This is a genomic window from Vibrio sp. 10N.286.51.C3 (genome assembly GCF_003050065.1).
Lineage (GTDB): Bacteria > Pseudomonadota > Gammaproteobacteria > Enterobacterales > Vibrionaceae > Vibrio > Vibrio crassostreae.
Map to the genome: position 1 here is coordinate 26,316 of NZ_PIGC01000016.1, position 23,339 is coordinate 49,654.

Genomic DNA, 23,339 nt, shown 5'->3' on the forward strand with positions numbered 1-23,339 from the left:
GGCCCTACTTAAACTTGTTGCTGGCTTGATAACGGAACTTAAGGAAGTTTTGCGCATTACTTAATATTTGGAATGCATCCTTTAGGTTACGTCGCTCGAAGTCAGACAGGTTCTCAGGCTCGATGTTGTTATCAGGCTCGATGTTGTTGTCGACATCGTGTGCTTGGTGGCGAATACGAACTAGAGAGATAAACTCCATCGCATCTTTCAAATCTTGAGCTCGGCCTTTTGGCAGAATACCTGCGTCGATAATGTCATCCAAACGTTCGAATGAGTTCTTAGAGCGAGAGCCAACCGCCAACGAGTGAACACGAATCAAATCGGCGAGAGGCGCAGTACCACGACGCTTAAGGTTGATTGAGTTGTTGTGACGGCCATCTTTCTCCATCACGAAATCTTTGAAGAAACCGAGCGGCGGTGTGCGGTTGAGTGCGTTACGTGCAAGACACGCCAAGAAGCGGTTGTTCTTGCGTGCGCGTCGAACAATAAAGCTGTTCAATTGCTCAGCCCATTTCAGACGACCATAAACGCCATCTAAGTCGAAGAAGATTGAAGCATTCAACAGTGCTTTCGGGTTTGGATCATCAATCCAATCGGCAAAGCACTCTTCCCACTGGCGACGAGTCATACGCCACGTTGGGTTAGTCGCCATGATGTCGCCAGTACAGTACACATAGCCACATTGGTCTAAGCCATCACAAATGAAGGTCGATAGCTCTTCAAAGTATTTACCGTGTTTTTTCTCGTCGTAAGTATCATCAAGAATAATGGCGTTATCTTGGTCAGTAACGAGCAGCTGCTCATCACGCCCCATCGAGCCAAGTGCGAGGAAACAGTAAGGAATAGGCGCCTTACCCAATTTCTCTTCACCCAGTTCGATAATACGTTGCTTAAAGCTACGGCCAATTACCGACATTGCAGTACCCACCATGTGGGCGTTGGCGTCTTCGTTAACTAAGCGTACAAAGCTGTCTTTTACTTGCTCAGAAAGCACCTTTAGATCTTCAATGCTTTGTTGCTGGAAGATACTACTTACAAGCAACAGCGAGTTTTGAGATTCGTAACGGACAATATCAGTCGCTTCGATAATACCGATAGGCTTCTTATCTTTAAGCACAGGTAAGTGGTGCACGTTGTAGCGAAGCATGGTCATCATGGCTTCATATACATAGGCGTTGTGATCGAGTGAGATAACCTCGGGTGTCATCACGCTGGACACTTCATCCGATGGATCGAGACCTTCGGCGAGAACACGCGTACATAAATCTCGGTCGGTGATGATGCCGATCACGGGTGTTGAGTCATCTTCATCATCTTCAACGATATCTGGATCGATAATCAGTAGGGACGAGACGTTGTCTTCTGCCATCATGGTCGCGGCTTGTTGAATGGTGCGCGTTTTTTCGATCATTGGCGCTTCGCTGGTGAGCAGCGTTTTTACCTTTGATGTGGTCAGGTCGTTAGCGTCGTTGCTGTCTGAATTGGCTTGGCGCAGTCGCGCATTATCTTCTACTTCGACAAAGTCGGCGAATGAATCGTAGTTGTCGTAAAGCTCTTGGAAGATAGGTTCAGGAATGCAGTAGAGCAGGGTGTCTTCAGTCGCTTTGACTGGGAAACGCACCTTGTTGTTGGTCAGTAGGCCCATTTGACCAAAGAGATGGCCTTCATCAAGGCGGTTATATAGTTCACCTTTACGACGATAGACTTCGACTTCGCCGCTTCGAACCATATAAAGATCATGAATTTGGTCACCAAAGTGAATGATAGGGGTATCTTGGCGGTAATAAGAAATTTCCACGCTACTGGTCACTTTCGCCAACATCTCTTCAGGGAGTTCTGTGAAAGGGGGGTATTGTGCCAGAAAGTTTTGAATCTCTAATAACTCAGCATCCATAATGATCATCCATTGGTTTGTATGATTTCATGGTACAACATTTGATAATATTTTGCCGTCACAAATCAATCTGTGAGCTAAAACCTTTTTAAAGTCTTATGGATAGACTAACCTTTCAATTAATGGAGTGACAGTTTAAGGATGATAGGAATGTCGAAGTGGAAGCTTAGTTTTGTCTCTGCGGTTTTAGCGTTTTCTCCAAGTTTGTGGGCGGACACTAACGCGGTGGATATTCTTGATTATGACCACGTTTATGCCACGGCGCATTCGGGCAGTTTAAATGAAGATGCAGGCAGTAATAACAATGCCTCGTCGTATGGATTAGGCGTCAGTTACGCGATGACGGATGATTGGTTGTTGCTGGGCGACTACAGTGCACGCTTCATTCACCCTGACGACACCACGACTCGAATTGATACACTTATGCCGGGTGTTGGTTACCGTTACAGCATCAAGAAAGATTTAGATATAGTGGCTTACTACCTGCTTGGTATCACTAAAGGTAAGGTTGAAGATAATGACACCAACCGAACTGAATCTTCAGATACTGAGTTCATCCAAGGGGTAAAAGCTGAGCTTAACTATGGTTTTGCGAAACGTTGGATTGCCAACGGTAGTGTGCAAGTGAATCGAAGTGATCTGTTTGATGAAGAGATTTATCACTTAGGTTTACGTTATCTCGTGACCAACAAGTTTGCGATTGGTGGCTCGTACCAACATCGAGATGGAGAAGGTAAGATTCGTAGCGAACGAACCAATGAGCTGGGCGTGGAGTTTTTCTTAGAGTATTAACTTACAAAGTATCTAAAACTGAAAGTCGAGACACAAAAAAGCCAGCTTAATCGCTGGCTTTTGCATACTTATCGGTCTGTAAGTGCAGGTTTCTGGTCTGCAAATACAGGTTTCACTTTACGATTAAAGAACCGCAGCGATGCCTTTACATAGAGGGCCCATGTTTGATTTAGTCATACCAGCAACGCTGATACGTCCAGAACCAACAATGTAGATTGCGAATTCGTCTTTTAGGCGAGTTACTTGCTCTTTGCTTAGACCAGAGAAAGAGAACATGCCGTTTTGACGTTCGATGAATGTGAAGTCTGCATCAACACCTTCAGATTTCAGTGTTGTTACGAATAGCTCACGCATCTCTTGGATACGGTCACGCATTTCTGCTACTTCTGCTTCCCATTCAGCACGTAGATCAGCATCACCAAGGATGTGAGTAACGACAGCACTACCGTGCGCTGGTGGGTTAGAGTAGATAGAGCGGATAATGCTTTTAACTTGAGAGAATGCTGTTGTTGCTACGTCTGCAGATTCTGCAACCAGTGTGAATGCACCAACACGCTCGTTGTACAAGCCGAAGTTCTTAGAGAATGAGCTAGCAACAAGGATTTCTTTGTTGTATTTAGCAAAAACACGTAGGCCAGCAGCATCTTCTTCAACGCCTTTCGCAAAACCTTGGTAAGCAAAGTCGAATAGAGGAAGTAGTTTCTTTTCAGCAACCAGCTTAGCCAGTACTTCCCACTCTTCAGCTGTTGGGTCGATACCTGTTGGGTTATGACAGCAGCCGTGAAGAAGAACGATATCGCCTTCAGAAGCTTTCTCTAGGTCAGCAACCATGCCAGCGAAGTCTTTGTCTTTAGTTTCAGCGTTGTAGTAGCTGTATTGAGCCGTTTCGATACCCGCAGCAGCGAAAACACCGTTGTGGTTAGCCCAAGTTGGGTTACTGATCCAGATTTTTACATCACCTAGTTGGCGCTTAATGAATTCACCCGCTACGCGAAGTGCACCTGTACCACCTGGCGCTTGTGCTGTTTTAGCTCGTTGAGACGTTACGATCTCTGCATCTGAACCGAAAAGCAGTTTCTGAACCGCTAGACCGTATTCAGCGGTACCTTCAATCGTTAGGTAAGATTTGGTTTTTTCGTTTTCAAGAAGTGCAGCTTCTGCTTTCTTTACTGTTTTAAGTACAGGCGTTTGACCATCTTCATTTTTGTAGATGCCAACACCAAGGTTGATTTTCTCTGCACGAGAGTCTTTTTTAAACTCTTCAGTAAGGCCGAGGATAGGATCGGCGGGAGCAGCTAACACTTTTTCAAACATAATCTTCATCCATGTCAATTGAGAGGGGATAGTATCTATGGGTAGTTATACCTGTATGGAATTTTTAAGACAATACGAAGTGAACAGAAAGGCTAAAAAAAATCCATTTCAATCAGATTTATTGACTAAAGAGGGTATTTGATAACAAAACACCCTACGGATTAACCTATAGGGTGCAAGAAGTTAGTGGTTTTTGAATAGATTATGCGGGCTGAGCAACAAGGCTTTCGCGTTCGAGTTCACTAGCGATATTTTTGCCATCTTTGTAGGTTGCAGCGATCGAAACAAACGCTTGTTCAACCGCTAGAAATGCGTCAACAACTTGCGGATCAAAATGCGTCCCATTGCCTTCTAAAATGATCTGTTTAGCTTGCTCATGAGTAAAGGCTGGTTTATAGACTCGCTTCGAAATGAGAGCATCATAAACATCGGCCAATGCCATTAAACGGCCAGATAACGGGATATCTTCACCAGACAATTGATTGGGATAACCACTGCCATTCCATTTCTCGTGGTGAGTCAGAGATATCTCCTTTGCGACTCTTAAGAAAGAGCTACTTCCCAACTGCTTTTCTGCAATAGATAACGCTTCGGCGCCAATAGCAGGGTGACCTTTCATTATCTCAAACTCTTCGTCCGTCAATTTACCCGGTTTCAATAACACGCTATCAGGCACACCCACTTTGCCTACGTCGTGCAAAGGCGCAGATTTGTAGAGCAACTCGATGTAGTTTGGTGTTAACAAGCTTGAGTGGATTTCTGATTTGCTGAGTTCTTGTGCGAGCACCTTAACGTATTCTTGAGTTCTAAGTATGTGTGCGCCCGTTTCATTGTCTCTCGATTCGGCAAGCGCAGATAGGCTAACAATCGCAACGTCACGTGTGGTTTTAACTTCGTTTTGCGCGGTTTCGAGGCTATCAAGCATAGTGTTGGTCATTGAGGCCATTGAACCAAGCTCGTTGTAGCCGAAAATAGGTAAGCGAACGCCTTGCTCGCCATTGGTCACCTTGTTTAATGCACACTCTTGGCTTAGGAGAATGCGCTTAATTAGTTTGCTCCAAAGCGTCATGATGGTAATCGCATATCCACCCAGCACCACCGCCAAATAAATAAACTCTTTGATCACGCTGATCTTCCCTGTGCCATCCAATAAGCGATCTGGGTTATGTTCTAGCCAAAAGATGTCCTTGACGGCAATCATAGTTAGCATGGTGGTTAGTGTTACCAGAAGCACGATAACTAAACCAATCATTTGCTTGACCAGCGAACTCCTTTCACCAACCAGTTGGAAGTCAAATTGTCCAGTCGTCTCCATTTTATCCATTTGGCTGAGCTTAGCGTTCAATTGGAGAATGCTTCCGGTAAAGAAGCCGAATAGACTCATGCCAAACAACACCTTCAAATTGCTATCTATAGTGAATTCGTAGCTTAAGTTGTAGTAGAGCGCGAACGGGACACTTGCGGCAAAAAATAGAAGGGTATCAAGCTGCGCGAATCGACCTTGTTTAACTAATGTATGTTGCGCTAATAAATAACGACGCGCGATCCATAATAAGGAAAACACAATACTGACTTGTGTGAAAATCTCTAACGTCGTTAAGCTCTCGAGCATAGGGCATACCCGGCTGCCGTAGGTGCCAAACAGTACGCCAGCAATGACGTATAACTTAGTCGTTAGCGATTGATTGTAATTTGAAGTATCCATCGAAAAGCCTTTGTTCTCATTCTTATTAGATTCACGACTTTAGAATTACGAATGATTAGTATAACTGACGTGAATAAGACCGGAAATTCTATCGATAGCTTTCGTGGATTGATACAAGAAACTGGTTTGTGTTAGAGATTTGTTAGCTAGGTGAGGGTTATTACAGCATTTTTATGAAGATACTTGAATAGCCTCGGTCGAGGTTCGAGGCTATTCAGTCGGTATATTTGACTCAAGTCGCGAGTGATTGAGTTCGCGACCTACTTTAAATCAAATTACTTTTTCAGATTGATTTCAGCTTCAATAGAGCCTGTTTCAATCTCAGGGTGAGATGCTAGTTTGTCTGCAGCCCATTGGTTGATGTGTTTCAGAATAGCAGACACTGCGTGTTTTTCTGTTGGTGCTTGGTCTTGTTCTACATCGATCTTTTGCTTTGGATGTGAGCCTGTCGCATCTTCAGCAATATGGAGCCAATCTGGGTGCCAGTAATATGGCTGTCCGCTCGGTGTTGTCCAACTGTGAACACCGTTTGACTCTCCTTTATAACTTAATTGGTCTGCTTCTATTTTTTTCATTGTTATCTCGCATGTTTTTGGGTTACATCAAATTATTGAGGTAGAAAGTCAACTTAGCTCCTACCTTGGGTACAAACTTAGCAAAGCTTACAAAGTTATCTGTGAACTAATTCACACTATTGTGGAAATTAGGTGCGATCATATGGATAGCAGCAATAGTTGTTGGCGTAAGTGATAAAATCACCGGCTCACAGAATTTCTCTAGGTAGTACAATTAGATGGCGCGTTATGAAGAGCTTGCAAAGGATATTCGGACTCAGATAGCCAATAATACGTGGCGCTCCGGAGAGAAGATCCCTTCGGTACGCATGAGTTGTCGCAATTACAACGTCAGCAATAGTACTGTCTTACAAGCCTACCAGTTGCTAGAAAGCGAAGGGTGGATCATCGCTAAACCTCAGTCGGGCTACTTTGTCGCGCCGAGACTGGACGGCGTTGATTACGTAGAGCCATTCGTTCGTGAAAAGAAAGCCATTAATGACCGCTTATTTGATTTTTTGAAGTCGAGTTCAGCCGAGGGTGTGATTCCTTTCGGTTCTGCATTTCCAGATCCCGATCTTTTCCCATTACCTACCTTGACTCGAAATCTAGCCAGTGCCGGCAGGAAGATGACGGGTGCCAGTGTGATTAACAATCTGCCTCCTGGAAGTGAGTCTTTAAGAAGGCAAATCGCACAGCGTTATCTGCAGCAAGGCATTACAGTTAATCATCAAGACATCGTGATTACGTCAGGTGCAATGGAAGCGCTTAACTTGAGCCTGCAAACGGTCACTAAGTCGGGTGATAACGTAGTGATAGAATCTCCCGCATTCTATGGTGCTCTACAGGCTGTCGAAAGGCTAGGGCTTAACCCTATCGAAGTGGATGTTTGCCCAATTAATGGGTTGAATATAGAGCAGTTTGAAAACGCACTACAAAACCAAGATGTCAAAGCGTGTTGGCTGATGACGACTTTTCAGAACCCGACGGGAACCAGTTTGTCGGAACAGGCGAAGCGCCGTGTGGTAGATATTGCAGAACAACATGAAACCTACATTATTGAAGATGACGTGTATGGCGACCTTTATTACGAAGGGCATAAACCGAAACCACTAAAGGCTTTCGATAAGACCGATTCTGTTTTGTTGTGTGGGTCGTATTCAAAAAGCTTATGTCCGGGCTATCGAATAGGTTGGGTTGTGAACAAGCGTTTTAACGATGCGATTCAAAAGTTGCAGCTTCTTTCTACGTTATCGAGTAGTGCTCCCGTTCAACTTGGCGTCACCCATTTTTTAACGCATGAAAGCTACGACAATCACCTTCGTAAACTACGTAAAAACCTGCTAGTCAGGAAAGAGCGATTTATAGACGTCATTAAGCAGTACTTCCCGCATTCAATCGAGATTGAAGAACCAGCTGGTGGCTACTTTATATGGATTCGTTTCTCTGAAAAATTCGACAGCCAACAATTTCATCAACTGGCTATTGAGCAAGGTATTAGCGTCGCATCTGGCGATCTGTTCAGTGAGCAGGGCAGAGTGGATAACGCGATACGATTGAACTTCTCTTATGAATTGACAGAAGAGAAAGGACAAGCGCTTATCTTGCTTGGTAAACTTGCACATCAACTCACGAACTCGTAAAACCTTAAGTCCCTCATAAAAAAGACAATCATTCCAACTGTACGGGTTGTTTGTGGCGTAACTGTACGCCTAATTGACCAGAGAGTTATGGTTCAATAACGGTAGAGCAAATATTGGAGATACCGTTATGTTGAAAATGACTATGGGAAATGAAGTTAAGTTGATTATCGTCGCGATTGTGTGTGCGCTTCTGCTTATTCTCGGCCACGTACTGCTATCAAAAGCGTTCGCTGATATGGCATGGGCGGAATACACCACTGCGGCTATCCCGTTCGTTATGATGGCAATCTGCGGTCTCGCAATAAAATACGCTATAGACCAAGATGTTGATTAGTTTTTGAATAACTAGTCTCTGATGGTGATAAGCAGAAGCAGAAGCAGCCGTCGTTTTGTTTTATTCAGAACATAAAAAACCTCCGCGATTGCGGAGGTTTTATTTGTTCTTAACTTATAAATCGAATAGGTTTTCGAATTAGAAGTTTGCAGAGCGTGGCGTACGTGGGAATGGAATCACGTCACGAACGTTGCCCATACCTGTTACGTAAGATACTAGACGCTCGAAACCAAGACCAAAGCCAGCGTGCGGCACTGTGCCGTATTTACGTAGGTCGCGGTACCAGCTCATGTGCTCAGGGTCGATACCCATAGCAATCATACGCTCGTCTAGAATGTCTAGACGCTCTTCACGTTGTGCACCACCGATGATTTCACCGATGCCTGGTGCAAGTACGTCCATTGCTGCAACTGTTTTGCCGTCGTCGTTTAAGCGCATGTAGAAAGCTTTGATGTCTTTCGGGTAGTTCTTAACGATAACAGGCGCTTTGAAGTGCTCTTCAGCTAGGTAACGCTCATGCTCAGAAGACATGTCGATGCCCCACTCAACGTCAAACTCAAATTTCTTACCAGAGTCTAGTAGGATTTGGATTGCGTCAGTGTAGTCAACTTGTGCGAAGTCAGCGTCAACGAATTGCTCTAGACGAGTAATTGCTTGCTTGTCGATGCGAGAAGCGAAGAACTCAAGGTCGTCGCGGCGCTCTTCAAGAACAGCAGCGAAAACGTACTTAAGCATGTCTTCAGCCAGTTTCGCTACGTCGTTAAGGTCTGCAAACGCAACTTCAGGCTCAACCATCCAGAACTCAGCTAGGTGGCGGCTTGTGTTTGAGTTTTCAGCACGGAACGTAGGACCGAACGTGTAAACCTTGCTTAGTGCACAAGCGTAAGCTTCAGCATTAAGTTGGCCAGATACTGTTAGGAACGTCTCTTTACCGAAGAAATCTTCGTTGAAGTCTACGTCGCCTTTTTCAGTGCGTGGTAGGTTTTCCATGTCTAGCGTAGAAACACGGAACATTTCACCAGCGCCTTCTGCATCAGATGCAGTGATAAGCGGAGCAGAAGTCCAGAAGAAGCCTTGCTCGTGGTAGAAACGGTGAATCGCTTGAGATAGACAGTTACGTACACGTGCTACTGCGCCAATCACGTTTGTACGTGGACGTAGGTGAGCAACTTCACGAAGGTATTCGATAGAGTGACGTGTCTTAGCCATTGGGTAAGTGTCAGCATCTTCAACCCAACCCACAACTTTAACGTCAGTTGCTGCTAGTTCGAAGTCTTGACCTTTCGCAGGAGACTCAACAATCTTACCTGTTACTTCAACAGAGCAGCCAGTTGTTAGCTTTAATACTTCGTTTTCGTAATTATTAAGATTATTAGGAACCACGGCCTGAATCGGGTCGAAACAAGAGCCGTCATAAATGGCAAGGAAAGAGATTCCAGCTTTGGAATCACGACGTGAACGGATCCAGCCGCGAACAGTTACTTCACTGTCTACCGCTAGCTTGCCGCCAAGTACGTCTGTTACAGGCGCGTAAGTCATGTTGATTTCATTCTCCATTGAGGGACAAATTCAACTCAAAGTCTCTGGCATTGCTGCAAATAAACATACATTTGCACAATAATTAGCCGAAACATTAAGTTGTATAAACTTTTTAAATCGATTGAACATATTACCTGTCATACCGACAGCTTCAACCTTTATTCTTGCTTGGTGAAAGAAATATTGTGTCTACTGACCATAAATACGTTTGAGGGTGTGTTTTTTGTTCGATCTTAGCGTGCGCCTTACGTTCCGCCTAATGTGAATCGTCGAATGAACAAGGCGTAATCGAAACCTTTGTTTTCAATAATTGGAGTGTGATTGTGTTGAAACTCGCTCTATATTGGCGCGGATTCAGTCATATCGGACTTGATCACCTTCTTAATTTCCCACTAAAGCAACAAGAGGAGTTTAATATCTACGTGTTAATTACGCCGCCTTAACCCCTGCATTCTCTCTACACCCGCACTTTTCGAGCGCTCGCTCATTCAAGAAAAACAGTCGATCAGATTATGTCTCAACAAGGCAGGACTGGCTGTACAAGTAAAAGAGAATTACATGCTTAATTATTTAAAAAAACACTGGTTATCAAACGTTAAAGGAGATTCATTATCTGGGGTTGTGGTTGCACTCGCATTGATCCCTGAAGCCATCGCATTTTCAATTATTGCAGGCGTTGACCCTAAAGTAGGGCTATATGCTTCGTTCTGTATTTGTTTCGTAACCGCTTTGGTTGGCAGCCGCCCAGGAATGATTTCCGGAGCAACAGGCGCAATGGCGCTGTTAATGGTCACCTTAGTGAGAGAGCACGGATTGGAGTACTTGCTTGCTGCTTCATTTCTTGCAGGCGTTATTCAAATCGCGGCGGGATATCTCAAGCTCGGTAACCTGATGAACTTTGTTTCCAAATCGGTGATTACTGGATTTGTTAACGCGCTCGCCATCCTAATCTTCATGGCCCAGCTCCCTGAATTGGTCAACGTCCCTTCGAGCGTTTATGTATTAGTCGCTTTGGGTTTGGCGATCATTTATCTGCTTCCTTATTTCCCCAAGTTTGGTCGTGCAATACCTTCTCCATTAGTCGCGATTGTTGCCCTGACAGTCATTAGTTTGTTGTTCGGATTAGATGTGAGAACGATTGGCGATATGGGTAAGTTTCCTGATTCACTGCCTGTGTTTTTAATTCCCAATATTCCATTCACGTTCGATACGCTTGCAACCATCCTTCCATATTCGATTGCTCTATCTTTGGTTGGCTTATTGGAATCCTTGATGACAGCGACCATCGTCGATGACCTGACAGATACTGAAAGTAATAAAAACAATGAGTGTAAAGGGCAGGGGGTTGCCAATATAGTGGCCTCCCTTTTTGGTGGTATGGCGGGTTGTGCGATGATTGGCCAGTCAATCATTAACATCAAATCAGGCGGCTTAACCCGATTGTCCAGCATGATCGCCGGGGTTGTTTTGTTATTAATGGTGGTGTTTGTTTCTGATTGGTTGAAGCTGATACCGATGGCAGCTTTAGTGTCTGTGATGATCATGGTTTCTATCGGCACATTCTCGTGGCGTTCTATTGTTGAGCTTAAAGACCACACACTTCCAACTAATGTAACCATGTTAGTGACCGTGGCGGTGGTGGTGTTTAGTCATAACTTAGCGATTGGGGTGGCGGTTGGCGTGGTGTTATCGGCTCTGTTTTATGCACATGCTAGCAAGTCGATGGTCTTTATATCTGATGAAGTGGTGACCAACGAAATGCACACCATCCACCGAGTAAAAGGGCATGTATTTTTTGCTTCTTCAGATGCGTTTGTCGATCTATTTGATTATGACAACGCGACCTCTTTAGTGACGATCGATATATCGGATGCTTCGTTCCTAGATAACACTTCGGTTGAGGCGCTTGATAAGGTTGTGTTCAAGTTCCGTAAAAAGGGGGCTTATGTGGAGGTTTCTGGAATGGATACCGTGAGTGCGAATCTGATATTCAAACACGCGATGTACCACAAGCATAAAGACTTAACCGCGGTTTCCATTACGCACTAATCGTTGTCTAAGGTTATTTGAAAGCCTGAACTAGACATTGTTAGGAAGATAAAGCGCTCATTGTGAGCGCTTTTTTGTTGTAGACGACCTATGGGTTCTTCTTTGTACTCGACAAAGTAAACTGATTAATCAGTGACTCAAGGTGATCAGACAGCTCTTCTAAGTCATTGCTGATGTCGCGGGTTTCAGCCGCAGATTGCGATGTGTTGTCGGCGTGAGAAGTGATGGTTTCAACCTTTTGTTGAACATCTTGAGTCGCTTGTGTGGTGGATTGCGTTTGCTGCTGAATGTTCTGTGCGTGGGCTAGCACCTGTTTCATCTCTTCAACCACCCCATTCATTTCTATTGAAAGTGCGTCGATGTCGGTGGAGCTTTGATGGGCTTGTTCGCAAACGCGATCGGTCGAAGTCAGAGACTCTTCACTGCCTTGCTGGAATTGATGAATGATTGACTCAATGCTGCCTGTTGCTTCGGCGGTTCTTGATGCTAGGTGACGAACTTCATCAGCAACTACTGCAAATCCTCGACCTTGTTCTCCGGCGCGAGCCGCTTCAATCGCTGCATTTAATGCAAGAAGGTTGGTTTGGTCGGCAATGCCACGAATAACACTCAATATTGAAGAGACCTCACCGGTTTGCTCATTGAGTGTCAGTATCTTGTGCTTCACTTCTTCTATACTGCTGACTAGGTTCTTTATCTCACTGCTTGCGTCGTGTGCTTGGTTGGCACTCTTACACGCTACATCGGCGGTGTGATTGATGAGTTCTGAAGCGGTTAAAGTGGCTTGTTCTACATTGACTTGTTGCGCCTGTATCCCTTCGACATTGTGTTGCACTTCTGCGGTTTCGCTTTGCTGGTCGCTGGCGGCTTGCTCGGTAATTTGCGCGACGCTAGTCAGTTGGTTGGCAGACGCATTCAGTTTATGCGAAGTATTCTGTACCTTTTCTAAGCTGTCAGATACGGTGCCCATGAACGAGTTGATGGAGTTAGCCAGCGTGCCAATCTCATCCTTACTTTGTTCAGGCAGGCGAGTGGACAGGTTTTTATCGCTGCTGACTTGGGTCATGAAGCGAGAAGTCTGTTGAAGAGGGCGCACGATAATCTTGCGAATTAATCCCATCGTAAGAACAAATCCGGCAAACGAGATCACCGTCATAATGCCAATAGCGGTCATGGTTTGAGTGTTGATCAGCGAGTTGACATGACTAAGGTTGTATTCAAGGCGAATTGCCCCCAATACTTCGCCTTCTGGTGCCATATGACAGGCGACGCAATTGGTACCCCGGTAATCTTCACTCGACTTCATGGGTAGAGCAATAACCAAGCCTTTACCCCAATCGGCAGAAAAGGGTTCGATAACCGTTTCACCTGCTAGCGCTCGCTTGTCGATATCATCAACAGGTATTTGATTGTCATTACCGGGACCGTATAACTTGCTTACAGCGTCAGCGCGCAAAACACGAACGTCTTCAATGCCTTCTTGTGCTAACGCTTTTTGACGCAGGGTCTCTTTTTGCGCCATTGTGCCAGTCAGCATCATCATATTAAGGCTATCGAAATAGTTACTTGCCTTATCATGAAGCTGTTCACTCAATACAGAGTTAACAAGTTGTTTTTGCTGCGAATATTGAAAGTAGGTCGATATTGCTAGCAAAAAAGTGAACACAATAGCGAGGGCCACTAGAATTTTGAAGGTTATAGTTGAGCGCATAAGGTATTAATTTTTTTATTTTTTAATGACGCGCATACTGTACGTGTAAGAGTCACTACCACCTATGGGGTATGGCGAATTGTGTGACCATACTCCGGTTGTGGTTATGTTTCTGTGATGTAGCAAGTTTGTGTTATGTCTTATGTCAAAATATAACGTTGAGTTGTGAATTTGATTCTAGTTAGAGGAGAGAGTCTCGGGTTCCATGGGCTAGATGTATTTATCAGCTTGTCTTTTATCAATGAAAATTATTGTATTAGAAGGTTTGGTGGTCAACTTATATCCAGATAGCTATTTTGTTCAATTTAATAGCAAAAAGTGTGGTTATAGCGTTGTGTTTCGAGTCTCATTCGATAAGATGAGAAGGTCTCTAATGCTAGAGGTAGGGCAGCAACGGATACGCTGCTTCAAATACTATGGAATGTGAATCAATTATTGGACACATACATGAAATTCAAGATTACATCGCCGATTATTGAACCTACGGAAGGTTCACCACATCAGTTAACGCTTACTCACGCTTCTCGTTTTACCTCTCTTAAGACAAGCTCCCCTTTGAACGCCCTGTTCGACAACGTCTCTGCACGCTTCTTTACCGCTTATCGCTCCTATTGTTATTCGTTTTATAACTTTATTTCTATCTGAATTCCTTTGTCATCCACTTGATGCACGAAGACTCACACCTATAAAAACTAAACAAATAAGTTAAAAATAATGAATATTAAAATGATGGGTAGCTCCCTAATTATCGCTGGTACCGCTCTCGGTGCTGGTATGCTCGCGATCCCAATGGTATTAGCTCAATTTGGATTGCTTTATGGCACACTGCTGATGGTACTGATCTGCTTCGGTACGACTTACGCAGCATTATTACTTCTAGAAGCGACCATCAAAGCGGGTGGCGGTCTAGGATTAAACTCTATTGCCCGAAAAACCTTGGGTAAACAAGGCCAGTTGCTTACCAACGGTTTGCTATACGCGTTATTAATTTGTCTATTAATGGCTTACATTCTGGGCGCAGGTGACTTGCTGAGTAAGTTACTGTCTAACTTTGGCGTCGAAATTACCGCTACTACCAGCCAAATAGTGTTTACCTTGCTTGCTGGCGCTGTAGTCGCAAGTGGTACTGGTGTGATTGATAAACTCAACCGCGCATTGTTCTTCGTGATGCTTGCAAGTTTGTTTGCAACCATGGCGTTCTTGGCACCGAGCATGACTCAAGAAAACTTGATGCAGGTAACCAGCCATGACCACGTTGATTTAATCAAAACCAGTGCAATCCTGTTTACAAGCTTTGGCTTTATGGTTGTGATTCCAACTTTAGTTTCTTACAACCACGAAGCGACAGACAAACAGCTGCGTAACATGGTGATCGTCGGTTCTCTGATCCCTTTAGTGTGTTACTTGTGCTGGTTGTTTGCGGTAGTGGGTAACTTGAGTGAAGAGCAATTCAGAAGCTTTAAGAACGTATCCGATTTGATGGCGGCGTTTGAGGCTCAATCTCCTTGGGTGGGTAATGTTCTGTCTACCTTCACTGGGTTGGCGTTGTTGACCTCTTTCTTTGGCGTGGCGATGGCGTTGTTCAACCAGAACAAAGACATGTTCAACCAAAATACGGCAGTAACGTACTGTATTAGCTTTATCTTACCGTTGGCAGGTTCACTGCTTGCTGCAGACAAGTTCCTACAAGTGTTGAACTACGCAGGTATCATCTTAGTGTTCTTAGCTGTGTTCGTTCCTCTGGTGATGGTTCACAAGCAACGCTTCATGAAAGTAGCAGAAGATAGATACAGCGCGGAAGGTGGCAAGCCAATGATGCTTTTCTCATTGTTGTTTGGTTGCTTCCTGCTTATCTCGCAAGTGATTTAATAAAACAATTTGGTTGGGTGAATAAATCAGTCAACCAATTTCAGTTACAAAAAAAGGAACGCATCGGCGTTCCTTTTTTATTATCGGTTTATTAATTCAGAGTGATTAACAAACAACCTTAACAGCCAAACCACCTTGAGAAGTCTCACGGTATTTAGCGTTCATGTCTTTGCCTGTTTCTAGCATTGTTTCGATAACTTTATCTAGAGAAACAGTAGGAGCAGAAGAACGACGAAGTGCCATACGAGTCGAGTTGATTGCTTTAACTGCAGCAATACCGTTACGCTCGATACATGGTACTTGTACTTGGCCAGCTACTGGGTCACACGTTAGACCTAGGTTGTGCTCCATGCCGATTTCTGCAGCCATACATACTTGCTCAGGGCTACCACCCATAAGCTCAGCAAGACCAGCAGCAGCCATAGAACATGCCACACCAACTTCACCCTGACAGCCAACTTCGGCACCAGAGATAGAAGCGTTACGCTTGTAAAGACCACCGATCGCGCCAGAAGCTGCAAAGTAACGGATGTAGTCTTTCTCTGTCACTGTTTGGATGAACTTATCGTAGTAAGCCAATACCGCAGGGATGATGCCACATGCGCCGTTTGTTGGTGCAGTTACTACACGACCGCCCGCTGCGTTTTCTTCGTTTACTGCGAAAGCAAACATGTTCACCCAGTCAACAACCGTCATTGGATCGTTAGTTGTTTTTTCTGAAGTGATCAGCTGTTGGCGAAGTGCTGCTGCACGACGAGGTACACGCAGTGGACCTGGCAGGATACCTTCAGTATTCATACCGCGATCCATACACTCACGCATCGTTTTCCAGATGTTAGCGAAGTAAGTGCGAGACTCTTCGTCTGAGTGGAATGCTGCTTGGTTTTTCATAACCAGTGTACTGATAGAAAGACCGCTTTCTTTACACTGATTAACCAGCTCTTCAGCTGTAGTGAATTCGTAAGGTGCTTTGATTGGGTTTTCTTCTTCTTTGCCGAAGTTTTCTTCGTCAACGATGAAACCGCCACCAATTGAGTAGTACGTTTTTGAGTATGCAACTTCGTCACCAACCCATGCATGGATGCTCATGCCGTTCTCGTGTAGAGAAAGGTTGCTAGTGTGGAAGTTCATACCGCCATCGCGTGGGAACGATACTGTATGACAGTGCATGCCAACAGGAAGGCGCTCAGTTTCTTCTACGCGAGCAATGAAGCCTGCAATAGAATCGATATCAACACGCTCAGGAGTATTGCCAGCAAGACCCATGATGATTGCGATATCTGTGTGGTGACCTTTCCCTGTCAGTGATAGTGATCCATATACGTCCACGGTGATTTTAGTGATGTCGCGCAATTTTCCCATTGAACGTAGGTCATCAATAAACTCTTTACCCGCTTTCATTGGTCCAACTGTGTGTGAGCTCGATGGACCAACACCGATTTTATAGATATCAAATACACTAATCATAGCGATTACCTCAAAAAGAGAGCCTCCCAAGGGGAGTAGGGAGGCTCATTTATTATCATTATATTTTTTGTTTAATCTCGCGATATAAGATGGATGCCATCTTATAAAAAGGGCTTGAGATTAAAGAGCGCCGTAGATTACAGAACTAATAGCCGCTAGACCACATAAAGCTGTAAAGATTTGTACAGGTGCTGAAGTTTTGTACTTAGCCATTGCTGGTACTTTGTTCATTGCGAATACAGGCATTAGGAACAGGATAGCTGCAATCATTGGAGCACCCATTGTTTCAATCATACCTAGGATGCTTGGGTTAACTACCGCAACAATCCAAGTTGTAACAACGATGAACGCTAGAGAAGCTTTCTCAATCTTAGAGATTGAAGAACCAGAGCGAGACTTGATTAGACCAACAAGACCTTCGTGAGCACCTAGGAAGTGACCGAAGTAGCTTGAAGTAATCGCTGCGAACGCTACTAGAGGACCCATGTAAGAGATAAGTGGAGACTCATGTACGTTAGCTAGGTAAGAAAGAACAGAGATGTTCTGTGCTTGTGCTGTTGCTAGTTGCTCTGGAGATAGAGAAAGTACTACAGAGAATACGAAGAACATTACAAAGCCCATCAGCATCATTGCTGCGCCGCCAGTGATTTGGTCAGTTTTCTTAACTGCGTCTTCACCGTATACACGACGTTGCTCTTTAGAGAACTGTGAAATGATTGGGCTGTGGTTGAAAGAGAACACGATGATTGGAATAGCAAGCCAGATAATAGAAGGCATTGTTGACCATTCTGGGCTTACGTCCATCATTGAAGTGTTCCAATCAGGAACTAGGTAGAAAGATAGTGCTAGTAGGATGAATACTAGTGGGTAAACCATCGCTGACGTTGCTTTAAGCATCAGCTCTTTACCGAATACAACACCTGCTGTCATAGCAAGGATAAGTGCACCAGAAAGAAGAGGACGTGGAATAGATTCCATACCCATTTGGTTTACTAGGAAAGAATCAACCGTGTTTGTGATACCAACACCGTAGATAAGAACGATTGGGTAGATAGCGAAGAAGTAAGCAAAAGTAATAATGTTTGCGCCAGTCTTACCGAAGTGCTCTTCAACTGTGTCTGTAATATCTGCTTCAGGGTTTTTAGCTGACAGTACGAAGCGAGCTAGAGATTTGTGTGCGAACCAAGTCATCGGTGCCGCGATTAGAGCTAGGATAACTAATGGCCAAAAACCACCCGCACCAGCTTTGATTGGAAGAAATAGTACGCCAGCACCAACTGCTGTACCGAATAGTGATAAACACCAGGTAAAATCTTTATAGTTAAACTTGCTTGAATCTTTAACGGCATTTGCCGAAGAAGTTGTTGTGTTCATGTTAAATTACTCATTTTTTGGGAACAGGAAATAAGTCGGGGCTAATTCTGCAGAATTTTCTTCTACAAAAAATAGATCTAAATCATGTAATGAAACGGCGTGTCACATGATATGCGAAAAACGGATTTTTGATCACGAAATTGGCGTGCTACAGGTGATTTATGCTCATGCTAGGTATTAGTTTTTATTATGCGAAAGGCGGGGTTGTTCAGATTTATACCAGGGAAACGTTTGCGTAAAATTGCATTAATAATTCTGTTCCATACAAAGCTTGCGATTTGTTAACAGAGATTAAACAAAACGTAGTTGCTATGTGATTTGTTGCACTACATGCTGCTGCAGAGATTGGATAATTTGCGCCGTAACGCCCCAAATTAGGTGCTCTTGGAAGGGCATCGCAAAAACACGATGCTTGATTTGTTTGAAGTTAACAGTGTGGCTGTGTAACTTGGCTTGGTCTAAAACATAGGTGGCAGGCACCTCAAAAATAGAGGCAACTTCATTCTCATCGATGATGGCTTCATAGTCAGGATCGACCAGAGCAACAATCGGTGTCACAGAAAATTTACTAATAGTACTCAAAGCGGGTAATTGCCCAACAATTTTAACTTGATCCGATCGAATTCCTACCTCTTCATGGAGCTCTCTAAGTGCAGTAAATTGCATAGAAGGGTCAGAGAGTTCATGTTTACCGCCAGGAAAACTGACTTGGCCAGGATGATGCTTTAAATGAGCGGCTCTTTTAGTAAAAATGACATGTAAACCATCTTCTCTTTCAACTAAACCTACCACCACTGCCGCTTTACGTAATTGATCGCCACTGATATGCGAAACACGCTCTACTGACTCTGGGTGATAGCCAACGGTAGGGTTTAGTTGGAATTGTTGAAGGAAGTTTTCTTTATTCATATCAAGCCAATATATTGATTATTATGATTTTAAGTATAGACATAACAGTGGGCTGATTACCAATTTTGAGTGTGTCTTCATTTACTTACCTTTAGTTTAGCTATTAACTAGGCGTAATTAAGGGCCACGTAGTTACTGACATCCTTAAAATGCCGGTTTTTGCTATATTCAATATGTACGCATCTGCGAGTAAGCGTTACCCATGTCATAAAATTGGGTTACGGAGCGTAGATTTTGTGTTTAAGAATTTGATAACAATGACTTAGTGAACCATTCTAAAAAGAAATAGAAGAAAAGGTATGAGATGAAAGGAATCATATTCACCGAATTTTTAGAGCTTGTTGAAGACAAGTTTGGGTTAGAGCTTTTGGAAGAAGTTCTAGAGACGTCAGAAGATGAAGGGATCTACACATCTGTCGGAAGTTACGACCACAAAGATCTGGTTAAACTCATCATTAATCTGAGCAAAAAAACCGATATAGATGCAGCAAGCTTGCAACGCGTTTTCGGGCAGTCCGTATTTAAGAACTTATTAGCCTCATTGCCGAATAAAGCTAGCATTGCTCACAGCAATACCACCTTTCAATTTATTCAGCACGTAGAGCGCTACATTCACGTTGAAGTGAAGAAGCTCTATCCAGATGCTGAGCCACCTGAATTCAGTTTTATCACCACGACCGAAGCACAACTTGTTTTTGACTACAAAAGCGCAAGATGTATGTCTCATGTTTGTTTAGGGCTTATCGAAGGGTGCGCTGAATACCACGGTGAATCTATTGCGGTGGAGATGACGCCACAAAATGATGACCAGAGCGTGGTTAGGTTTAATCTCAAAGTAGAAAAGTGATATGGATCTGGCCTCAGCCCTAGAGAAAAAACTTAAACGCCAAATTGCTGCGCGAAAAGCAGCAGAAGCCTTGTTGGAACAAAAGAGCCTTGAACTTTTTGAGGCCAACCACCAACTCGAGCTTGCACTGCGTCAGTTAGAGAAGCGTTCCAATGCAAACATACGTCGCATTGAATTCCAAGAACAAATCGACAACCTGTTGATTGATTTCGGACGCGCTTTTCTGAGTAATGATCTTGATGACGTCATGTTGTCACAATTGACGACAAGTGTGACCAACAGTTATCTGATTGAAGCCAGTCGTTTGATTTTGCCTCCCAAGCTGCTCCCTCAATTACACACTTATGACTATGGTGACGAAACCGTCGAGGTGATAGAGCAAGATATTCAAGAGCCTCATTGGCAAGGCAACCACCTTACCGTACCATTAGAGGTTGAAAAGGTCATAGTCGGCGCGTTAATTGTGAAGGTCAGGGTATTAGACCAAGATTTCGAATTCATCCAAAGCCAACTGTTGTTAGTTACCGACCTTATTTGTAGTGCCTTAACCCACCAGCTTGCTATCAATCGAAACATTGAATCACGTAAACGAGCAGAAGAATCTGAAAGAGCAACGCGTGACTTTGTCGCAATGATCAACCATGAATTAAGAACCCCGCTTAATGGCCTACTAGGTAGTGCCGAATTGATTAGCGATACCGAACTGAATAGTTCTCAACGTGAAATAGTGAACAACTTAAGTCAATCTGGAGAGTTTCTCAGAACCATCATTAATGACCTATTGGATTACAGTAAAATCAACGCGGGAATGTTGGAGTTAATACCGAAGAAGTTCGCGCTTCATGATTTGAGAAATACTATCGATAGTATCTTTACCAATCGAGCACTTGAAAAGCAGCTTAAGTTTGATGTTGATGTAGACAAAGGTGTACCGAGCCATTTCTATGGTGACTTAGAGCGTATTACTCAACTGTTCGTAAACTTGATTGGAAACGCCATCAAGTTCACGGATAAAGGACATGTGAGCGTTGAGATTAAATGGTTGAGAGACCAATTTATTTTTTCCGTAGAGGACACTGGAGTTGGGATCGCTCAATCCTCTCATAAGACGCTGTTTGAACCTTTTACTCAAGCGGATAATTCAAGTAGCCGAAACTACGAAGGGACTGGGCTTGGTCTCGCCATCTGTCGTAAGCTAGTAGGTTTGATGCACGGTGATATTAGCGTGACCAGTGTTGTTGGCTCAGGCACGACTTTTACCATCTCGATTCCTCTTCAAGTTGTCGATGTTCCGGCTGAGAGTGATAGTGTTACCAAGGGCTTTGAGTCTGAGGCGGAATTGTCACTACTTAAAGTGTTGGTGGTTGATGATATTAAGATGAACCAGATCATCATCCAGCAAATGCTTCGTAAACATGAGATTGAACCGGCTATCGCAAGTAATGGTGTCGAAGGGTTTGAGCTCGCGTCAGACAATGAATACGACATTGTATTCATGGATTGCAGAATGCCCGTTATGGACGGCTTTGAAGCGACAGAGAAACTAAGAGAGAAGGGTTACGTTAAATCTATTGTGGCACTGACCGCCGGAACGACACTTGAAGAGCGGGAACGTTGTATTCAGTGTGGAATGGATGACATTTTGAGTAAACCTTACACCGCCAATGATCTTAAAGAGATGCTTAAGAAGTGGGGTGTCTCTGCGGTGAAGGTCGCTTAAACACGCTAATAATGCGTTGTGAGCAATGCACTCTAGTTCAAAGACTAAAAAACCGAAGTGATCTTGCGATCCTTCGGTTTCTTTTTATATCGAGTTTTTGCTGAGCGTTAAGCCGCAGAACTCGTCATTAAATCGCGGAACTCGCAGTTAATGACGCTAGGTTTAGCAATCTTCAAGTACCGGTAGAATTCGACTCAGCTTATCCAGAGTTTCTTGGTATTCAGAAGCACAATCACTATCAAATACCACACCACCGCCAGCCCATGCATAAAGCGTATTGTTCTCGGCGACTAATGTACGAATGGTAATACTGGTATCCATTCTTCCATTTCGGCTGATGTAGCCAATACTGCCGCAGTACGCTGAACGTCGATGCGGTTCTAACTCTTCAATGATCTGCATCGCGCGAACTTTTGGTGCGCCAGTAATCGAACCGCCAGGGAAACACGCTCTCAGAAGGTCAGTCGCAGAATATTGTTCATCAAGGTCTGCTCGTATCGTGCTTACCAAGTGGTGCACGGCAGGGAAGCTCTCAATATCGAACAACTTTGGTACATGCACTGTGCCCGATTTTGCCACTCGGCCAATGTCATTACGAAGTAGGTCGACGATCATCAAGTTTTCCGCCTGATCTTTATCGGCGCTTGCCAGATCTTGCGCGTTAGCATCATCAATCATCGGGTTCTCAGAACGAGGTCGTGTGCCTTTAATTGGCTTGGTTTCAATGACGTTGTCTTTGAGTTCTAAGAAACGCTCTGGCGAAACACTGATGATTGCGCAGTCGGCCAAACGGATGAAACCCGAAAAGGGTGCTGAGTTGTACTGCTCTAACTTGTCATAAGCCAGCCATTCACTGCCTTGGTATTGAGCATTGAAGCGCTGAGCTAAGTTGATCTGATAGCAGTCCCCGGATAACAGGTATTCTTGAACGCTATCGAACTTGGTGGCGTAGCTCTCTTCGCTCATATTGGATTTCCACGGTGTGGTTAATCCAAAGGGCGCATGTGTTAGGTGTGATTGACCCATTTTCTGCATCAGCCAATCATGATGTTCATCGATATTTTTACCGACAATACACGCCGTTTTCAGTTGGTGATCAACGATAACAGCCCATTCATACAAGCCAACCGCCATGTCTGGTGCTTCAATATCGCGCTTTGCGCGTGAAGGCAGAGTCTCGACTCTGCGGCCTAAATCATAACTAAAGTAGCCTAAAGCGCCGCCAATGAATGGCAACTCAGCATGCTCTTTAGTCACAGGCAATAATTGTTGCTGATATTGGTCGAGTAGCTCGAAAGGATCAGAGTCTGAAACCTCGCACGTCTCATTAACATTAACGGTCGTTTTTGCACCGATTGTCTCGAAGGTGGCGATGGGTTGAGCAACTAAAATATCGTATCGACTATCAACGTGGCTTTCTGAAGCGGAGCGTAATAGCATTGCCCACGGCAGATTTTCAACATGGGAAAACAGCTGTTTAGCTAAAGTTGATTGATATTCAAGCGGCTTGATTTGGATAGAGCGAAATTCGTTGTTATTCATTTGTTTAATTTGTGACAAAGAGTTCGATCACTGCATGGCGTGTGAGAGGAAGCAAGAGTATCATAAATTGAAAATA

18 protein-coding genes are annotated in these 23,339 nt (G+C 44.0%); 8 read left to right on the top strand and 10 right to left on the bottom strand.

Going from position 1 to position 23,339, the window contains the following annotated elements; genetic code table 11:
- Positions 1-4 precede the first annotated feature (4 nt).
- Positions 5-1,894 carry a DUF294 nucleotidyltransferase-like domain-containing protein gene (locus tag CWO27_RS16835; protein ID WP_048658410.1) on the bottom strand — a complete coding sequence of 630 codons (1,890 nt, stop codon included), beginning with the start codon at positions 1,892-1,894 and terminating at the stop codon, positions 5-7.
- A 150-nt stretch (positions 1,895-2,044) separates the two neighbouring features.
- Here CWO27_RS16835 and CWO27_RS16840 point away from each other — a divergent pair, with 150 nt between their 5' ends.
- Positions 2,045-2,686: an outer membrane beta-barrel protein gene (locus CWO27_RS16840; protein WP_048664801.1), complete on the top strand. Its 642-nt coding sequence runs from the start codon at positions 2,045-2,047 to the stop codon at positions 2,684-2,686.
- A 123-nt stretch (positions 2,687-2,809) separates the two neighbouring features.
- Here the strand turns inward: CWO27_RS16840 and CWO27_RS16845 are convergent, their stop codons facing one another.
- From CWO27_RS16845 to CWO27_RS16855, 3 genes are all read right to left on the bottom strand, one after another.
- Complete coding sequence (locus CWO27_RS16845) at positions 2,810-4,000, bottom strand: amino acid aminotransferase (RefSeq protein ID WP_102432748.1); 1,191 nt, start codon at positions 3,998-4,000, stop codon at positions 2,810-2,812.
- Between the two features lie 202 nt (positions 4,001-4,202).
- Entirely contained in the window at positions 4,203-5,705 is a 1,503-nt protein-coding gene (locus CWO27_RS16850) for an HD-GYP domain-containing protein (protein ID WP_107899252.1), read from the bottom strand.
- A 275-nt stretch (positions 5,706-5,980) separates the two neighbouring features.
- Positions 5,981-6,280, bottom strand: a complete 300-nt coding sequence (locus tag CWO27_RS16855) for a hypothetical protein (protein WP_017060414.1) — start codon at positions 6,278-6,280, stop codon at positions 5,981-5,983.
- A 218-nt stretch (positions 6,281-6,498) separates the two neighbouring features.
- Here CWO27_RS16855 and CWO27_RS16860 point away from each other — a divergent pair, with 218 nt between their 5' ends.
- Positions 6,499-7,902, top strand: a complete 1,404-nt coding sequence (locus CWO27_RS16860; RefSeq protein WP_107899253.1) for an aminotransferase-like domain-containing protein — start codon at positions 6,499-6,501, stop codon at positions 7,900-7,902.
- Between the two features lie 127 nt (positions 7,903-8,029).
- Entirely contained in the window at positions 8,030-8,236 is a 207-nt protein-coding gene (locus CWO27_RS16865; RefSeq protein WP_107899254.1) for a hypothetical protein, read from the top strand.
- 138 nt (positions 8,237-8,374) lie between these two features.
- Here CWO27_RS16865 and asnS read toward each other — a convergent pair whose 3' ends face one another.
- Positions 8,375-9,775, bottom strand: coding sequence for an asparagine--tRNA ligase (gene asnS, locus CWO27_RS16870; protein ID WP_017060416.1), 1,401 nt, complete (start codon positions 9,773-9,775; stop codon positions 8,375-8,377).
- 558 nt (positions 9,776-10,333) lie between these two features.
- Between asnS and CWO27_RS16875 the strand changes: the two genes are divergently transcribed.
- The gene (locus CWO27_RS16875; RefSeq protein WP_107899255.1) at positions 10,334-11,824 is read left to right on the top strand and encodes a SulP family inorganic anion transporter; all 1,491 of its coding nucleotides are present in this window, start codon (positions 10,334-10,336) and stop codon (positions 11,822-11,824) included.
- 88 nt (positions 11,825-11,912) lie between these two features.
- On the opposite strand, the gene CWO27_RS16880 is transcribed toward CWO27_RS16875, so the two are convergent.
- The gene (locus tag CWO27_RS16880; protein WP_048668647.1) at positions 11,913-13,535 is read right to left on the bottom strand and encodes a methyl-accepting chemotaxis protein; all 1,623 of its coding nucleotides are present in this window, start codon (positions 13,533-13,535) and stop codon (positions 11,913-11,915) included.
- Positions 13,536-13,982: 447 nt separating this feature from the next.
- Between CWO27_RS16880 and CWO27_RS23495 the strand changes: the two genes are divergently transcribed.
- Positions 13,983-14,180 (top strand): hypothetical protein, encoded by a 198-nt coding sequence (locus tag CWO27_RS23495; RefSeq protein WP_123923953.1) that lies wholly within the window; start codon positions 13,983-13,985, stop codon positions 14,178-14,180.
- An 81-nt stretch (positions 14,181-14,261) separates the two neighbouring features.
- Positions 14,262-15,404 (top strand): amino acid permease, encoded by a 1,143-nt coding sequence (locus CWO27_RS16885; RefSeq protein WP_102432745.1) that lies wholly within the window; start codon positions 14,262-14,264, stop codon positions 15,402-15,404.
- Positions 15,405-15,509: 105 nt separating this feature from the next.
- Here the strand turns inward: CWO27_RS16885 and CWO27_RS16890 are convergent, their stop codons facing one another.
- From CWO27_RS16890 to CWO27_RS16900, 3 genes are all read right to left on the bottom strand, one after another.
- Positions 15,510-16,871 carry an L-serine ammonia-lyase gene (locus CWO27_RS16890; RefSeq protein ID WP_048609201.1) on the bottom strand — a complete coding sequence of 454 codons (1,362 nt, stop codon included), beginning with the start codon at positions 16,869-16,871 and terminating at the stop codon, positions 15,510-15,512.
- 120 nt (positions 16,872-16,991) lie between these two features.
- The gene (locus tag CWO27_RS16895) at positions 16,992-18,245 is read right to left on the bottom strand and encodes an aromatic amino acid transport family protein (protein WP_048658418.1); all 1,254 of its coding nucleotides are present in this window, start codon (positions 18,243-18,245) and stop codon (positions 16,992-16,994) included.
- A gap of 309 nt (positions 18,246-18,554) precedes the next feature.
- A complete protein-coding gene (locus CWO27_RS16900; protein WP_081228700.1) occupies positions 18,555-19,154 on the bottom strand; it encodes a CoA pyrophosphatase in 600 nt (199 codons plus the stop codon).
- Positions 19,155-19,458: 304 nt separating this feature from the next.
- Here CWO27_RS16900 and CWO27_RS16905 point away from each other — a divergent pair, with 304 nt between their 5' ends.
- Positions 19,459-20,001, top strand: coding sequence for a heme NO-binding domain-containing protein (locus tag CWO27_RS16905; protein ID WP_102432744.1), 543 nt, complete (start codon positions 19,459-19,461; stop codon positions 19,999-20,001).
- A gap of 1 nt (position 20,002) precedes the next feature.
- Positions 20,003-21,721 (top strand): ATP-binding protein, encoded by a 1,719-nt coding sequence (locus tag CWO27_RS16910; RefSeq protein WP_102432743.1) that lies wholly within the window; start codon positions 20,003-20,005, stop codon positions 21,719-21,721.
- A gap of 162 nt (positions 21,722-21,883) precedes the next feature.
- On the opposite strand, the gene pabB is transcribed toward CWO27_RS16910, so the two are convergent.
- The gene (gene pabB, locus CWO27_RS16915; RefSeq protein WP_107899256.1) at positions 21,884-23,263 is read right to left on the bottom strand and encodes an aminodeoxychorismate synthase component I; all 1,380 of its coding nucleotides are present in this window, start codon (positions 23,261-23,263) and stop codon (positions 21,884-21,886) included.
- Positions 23,264-23,339 lie beyond the last annotated feature (76 nt).

Excerpts from the sequence above, each read along its gene's own strand:
- asnS (WP_017060416.1), bottom strand. The coding sequence starts at position 9,775 with ATGACTTACGCGCCTGTAACAGACGTACTTGGCGGCAAGCTAGCGGTA.
- CWO27_RS16885 (WP_102432745.1), top strand. The coding sequence starts at position 14,262 with ATGATGGGTAGCTCCCTAATTATCGCTGGTACCGCTCTCGGTGCTGGT.
- CWO27_RS16880 (WP_048668647.1), bottom strand. The coding sequence starts at position 13,535 with ATGCGCTCAACTATAACCTTCAAAATTCTAGTGGCCCTCGCTATTGTG.
- CWO27_RS16860 (WP_107899253.1), top strand. The coding sequence starts at position 6,499 with ATGGCGCGTTATGAAGAGCTTGCAAAGGATATTCGGACTCAGATAGCC.
- CWO27_RS16855 (WP_017060414.1), bottom strand. The coding sequence starts at position 6,280 with ATGAAAAAAATAGAAGCAGACCAATTAAGTTATAAAGGAGAGTCAAAC.
- CWO27_RS16900 (WP_081228700.1), bottom strand. The coding sequence starts at position 19,154 with ATGAATAAAGAAAACTTCCTTCAACAATTCCAACTAAACCCTACCGTT.
- CWO27_RS16865 (WP_107899254.1), top strand. The coding sequence starts at position 8,030 with ATGTTGAAAATGACTATGGGAAATGAAGTTAAGTTGATTATCGTCGCG.
- CWO27_RS16875 (WP_107899255.1), top strand. The coding sequence starts at position 10,334 with ATGCTTAATTATTTAAAAAAACACTGGTTATCAAACGTTAAAGGAGAT.
- CWO27_RS16890 (WP_048609201.1), bottom strand. The coding sequence starts at position 16,871 with ATGATTAGTGTATTTGATATCTATAAAATCGGTGTTGGTCCATCGAGC.
- CWO27_RS16840 (WP_048664801.1), top strand. The coding sequence starts at position 2,045 with ATGTCGAAGTGGAAGCTTAGTTTTGTCTCTGCGGTTTTAGCGTTTTCT.
- CWO27_RS16850 (WP_107899252.1), bottom strand. The coding sequence starts at position 5,705 with ATGGATACTTCAAATTACAATCAATCGCTAACGACTAAGTTATACGTC.
- CWO27_RS16910 (WP_102432743.1), top strand. The coding sequence starts at position 20,003 with ATGGATCTGGCCTCAGCCCTAGAGAAAAAACTTAAACGCCAAATTGCT.
- pabB (WP_107899256.1), bottom strand. The coding sequence starts at position 23,263 with ATGAATAACAACGAATTTCGCTCTATCCAAATCAAGCCGCTTGAATAT.
- CWO27_RS16895 (WP_048658418.1), bottom strand. The coding sequence starts at position 18,245 with ATGAACACAACAACTTCTTCGGCAAATGCCGTTAAAGATTCAAGCAAG.
- CWO27_RS16905 (WP_102432744.1), top strand. The coding sequence starts at position 19,459 with ATGAAAGGAATCATATTCACCGAATTTTTAGAGCTTGTTGAAGACAAG.
- CWO27_RS16845 (WP_102432748.1), bottom strand. The coding sequence starts at position 4,000 with ATGTTTGAAAAAGTGTTAGCTGCTCCCGCCGATCCTATCCTCGGCCTT.
- CWO27_RS16835 (WP_048658410.1), bottom strand. The coding sequence starts at position 1,894 with ATGGATGCTGAGTTATTAGAGATTCAAAACTTTCTGGCACAATACCCC.
- CWO27_RS23495 (WP_123923953.1), top strand. The coding sequence starts at position 13,983 with ATGAAATTCAAGATTACATCGCCGATTATTGAACCTACGGAAGGTTCA.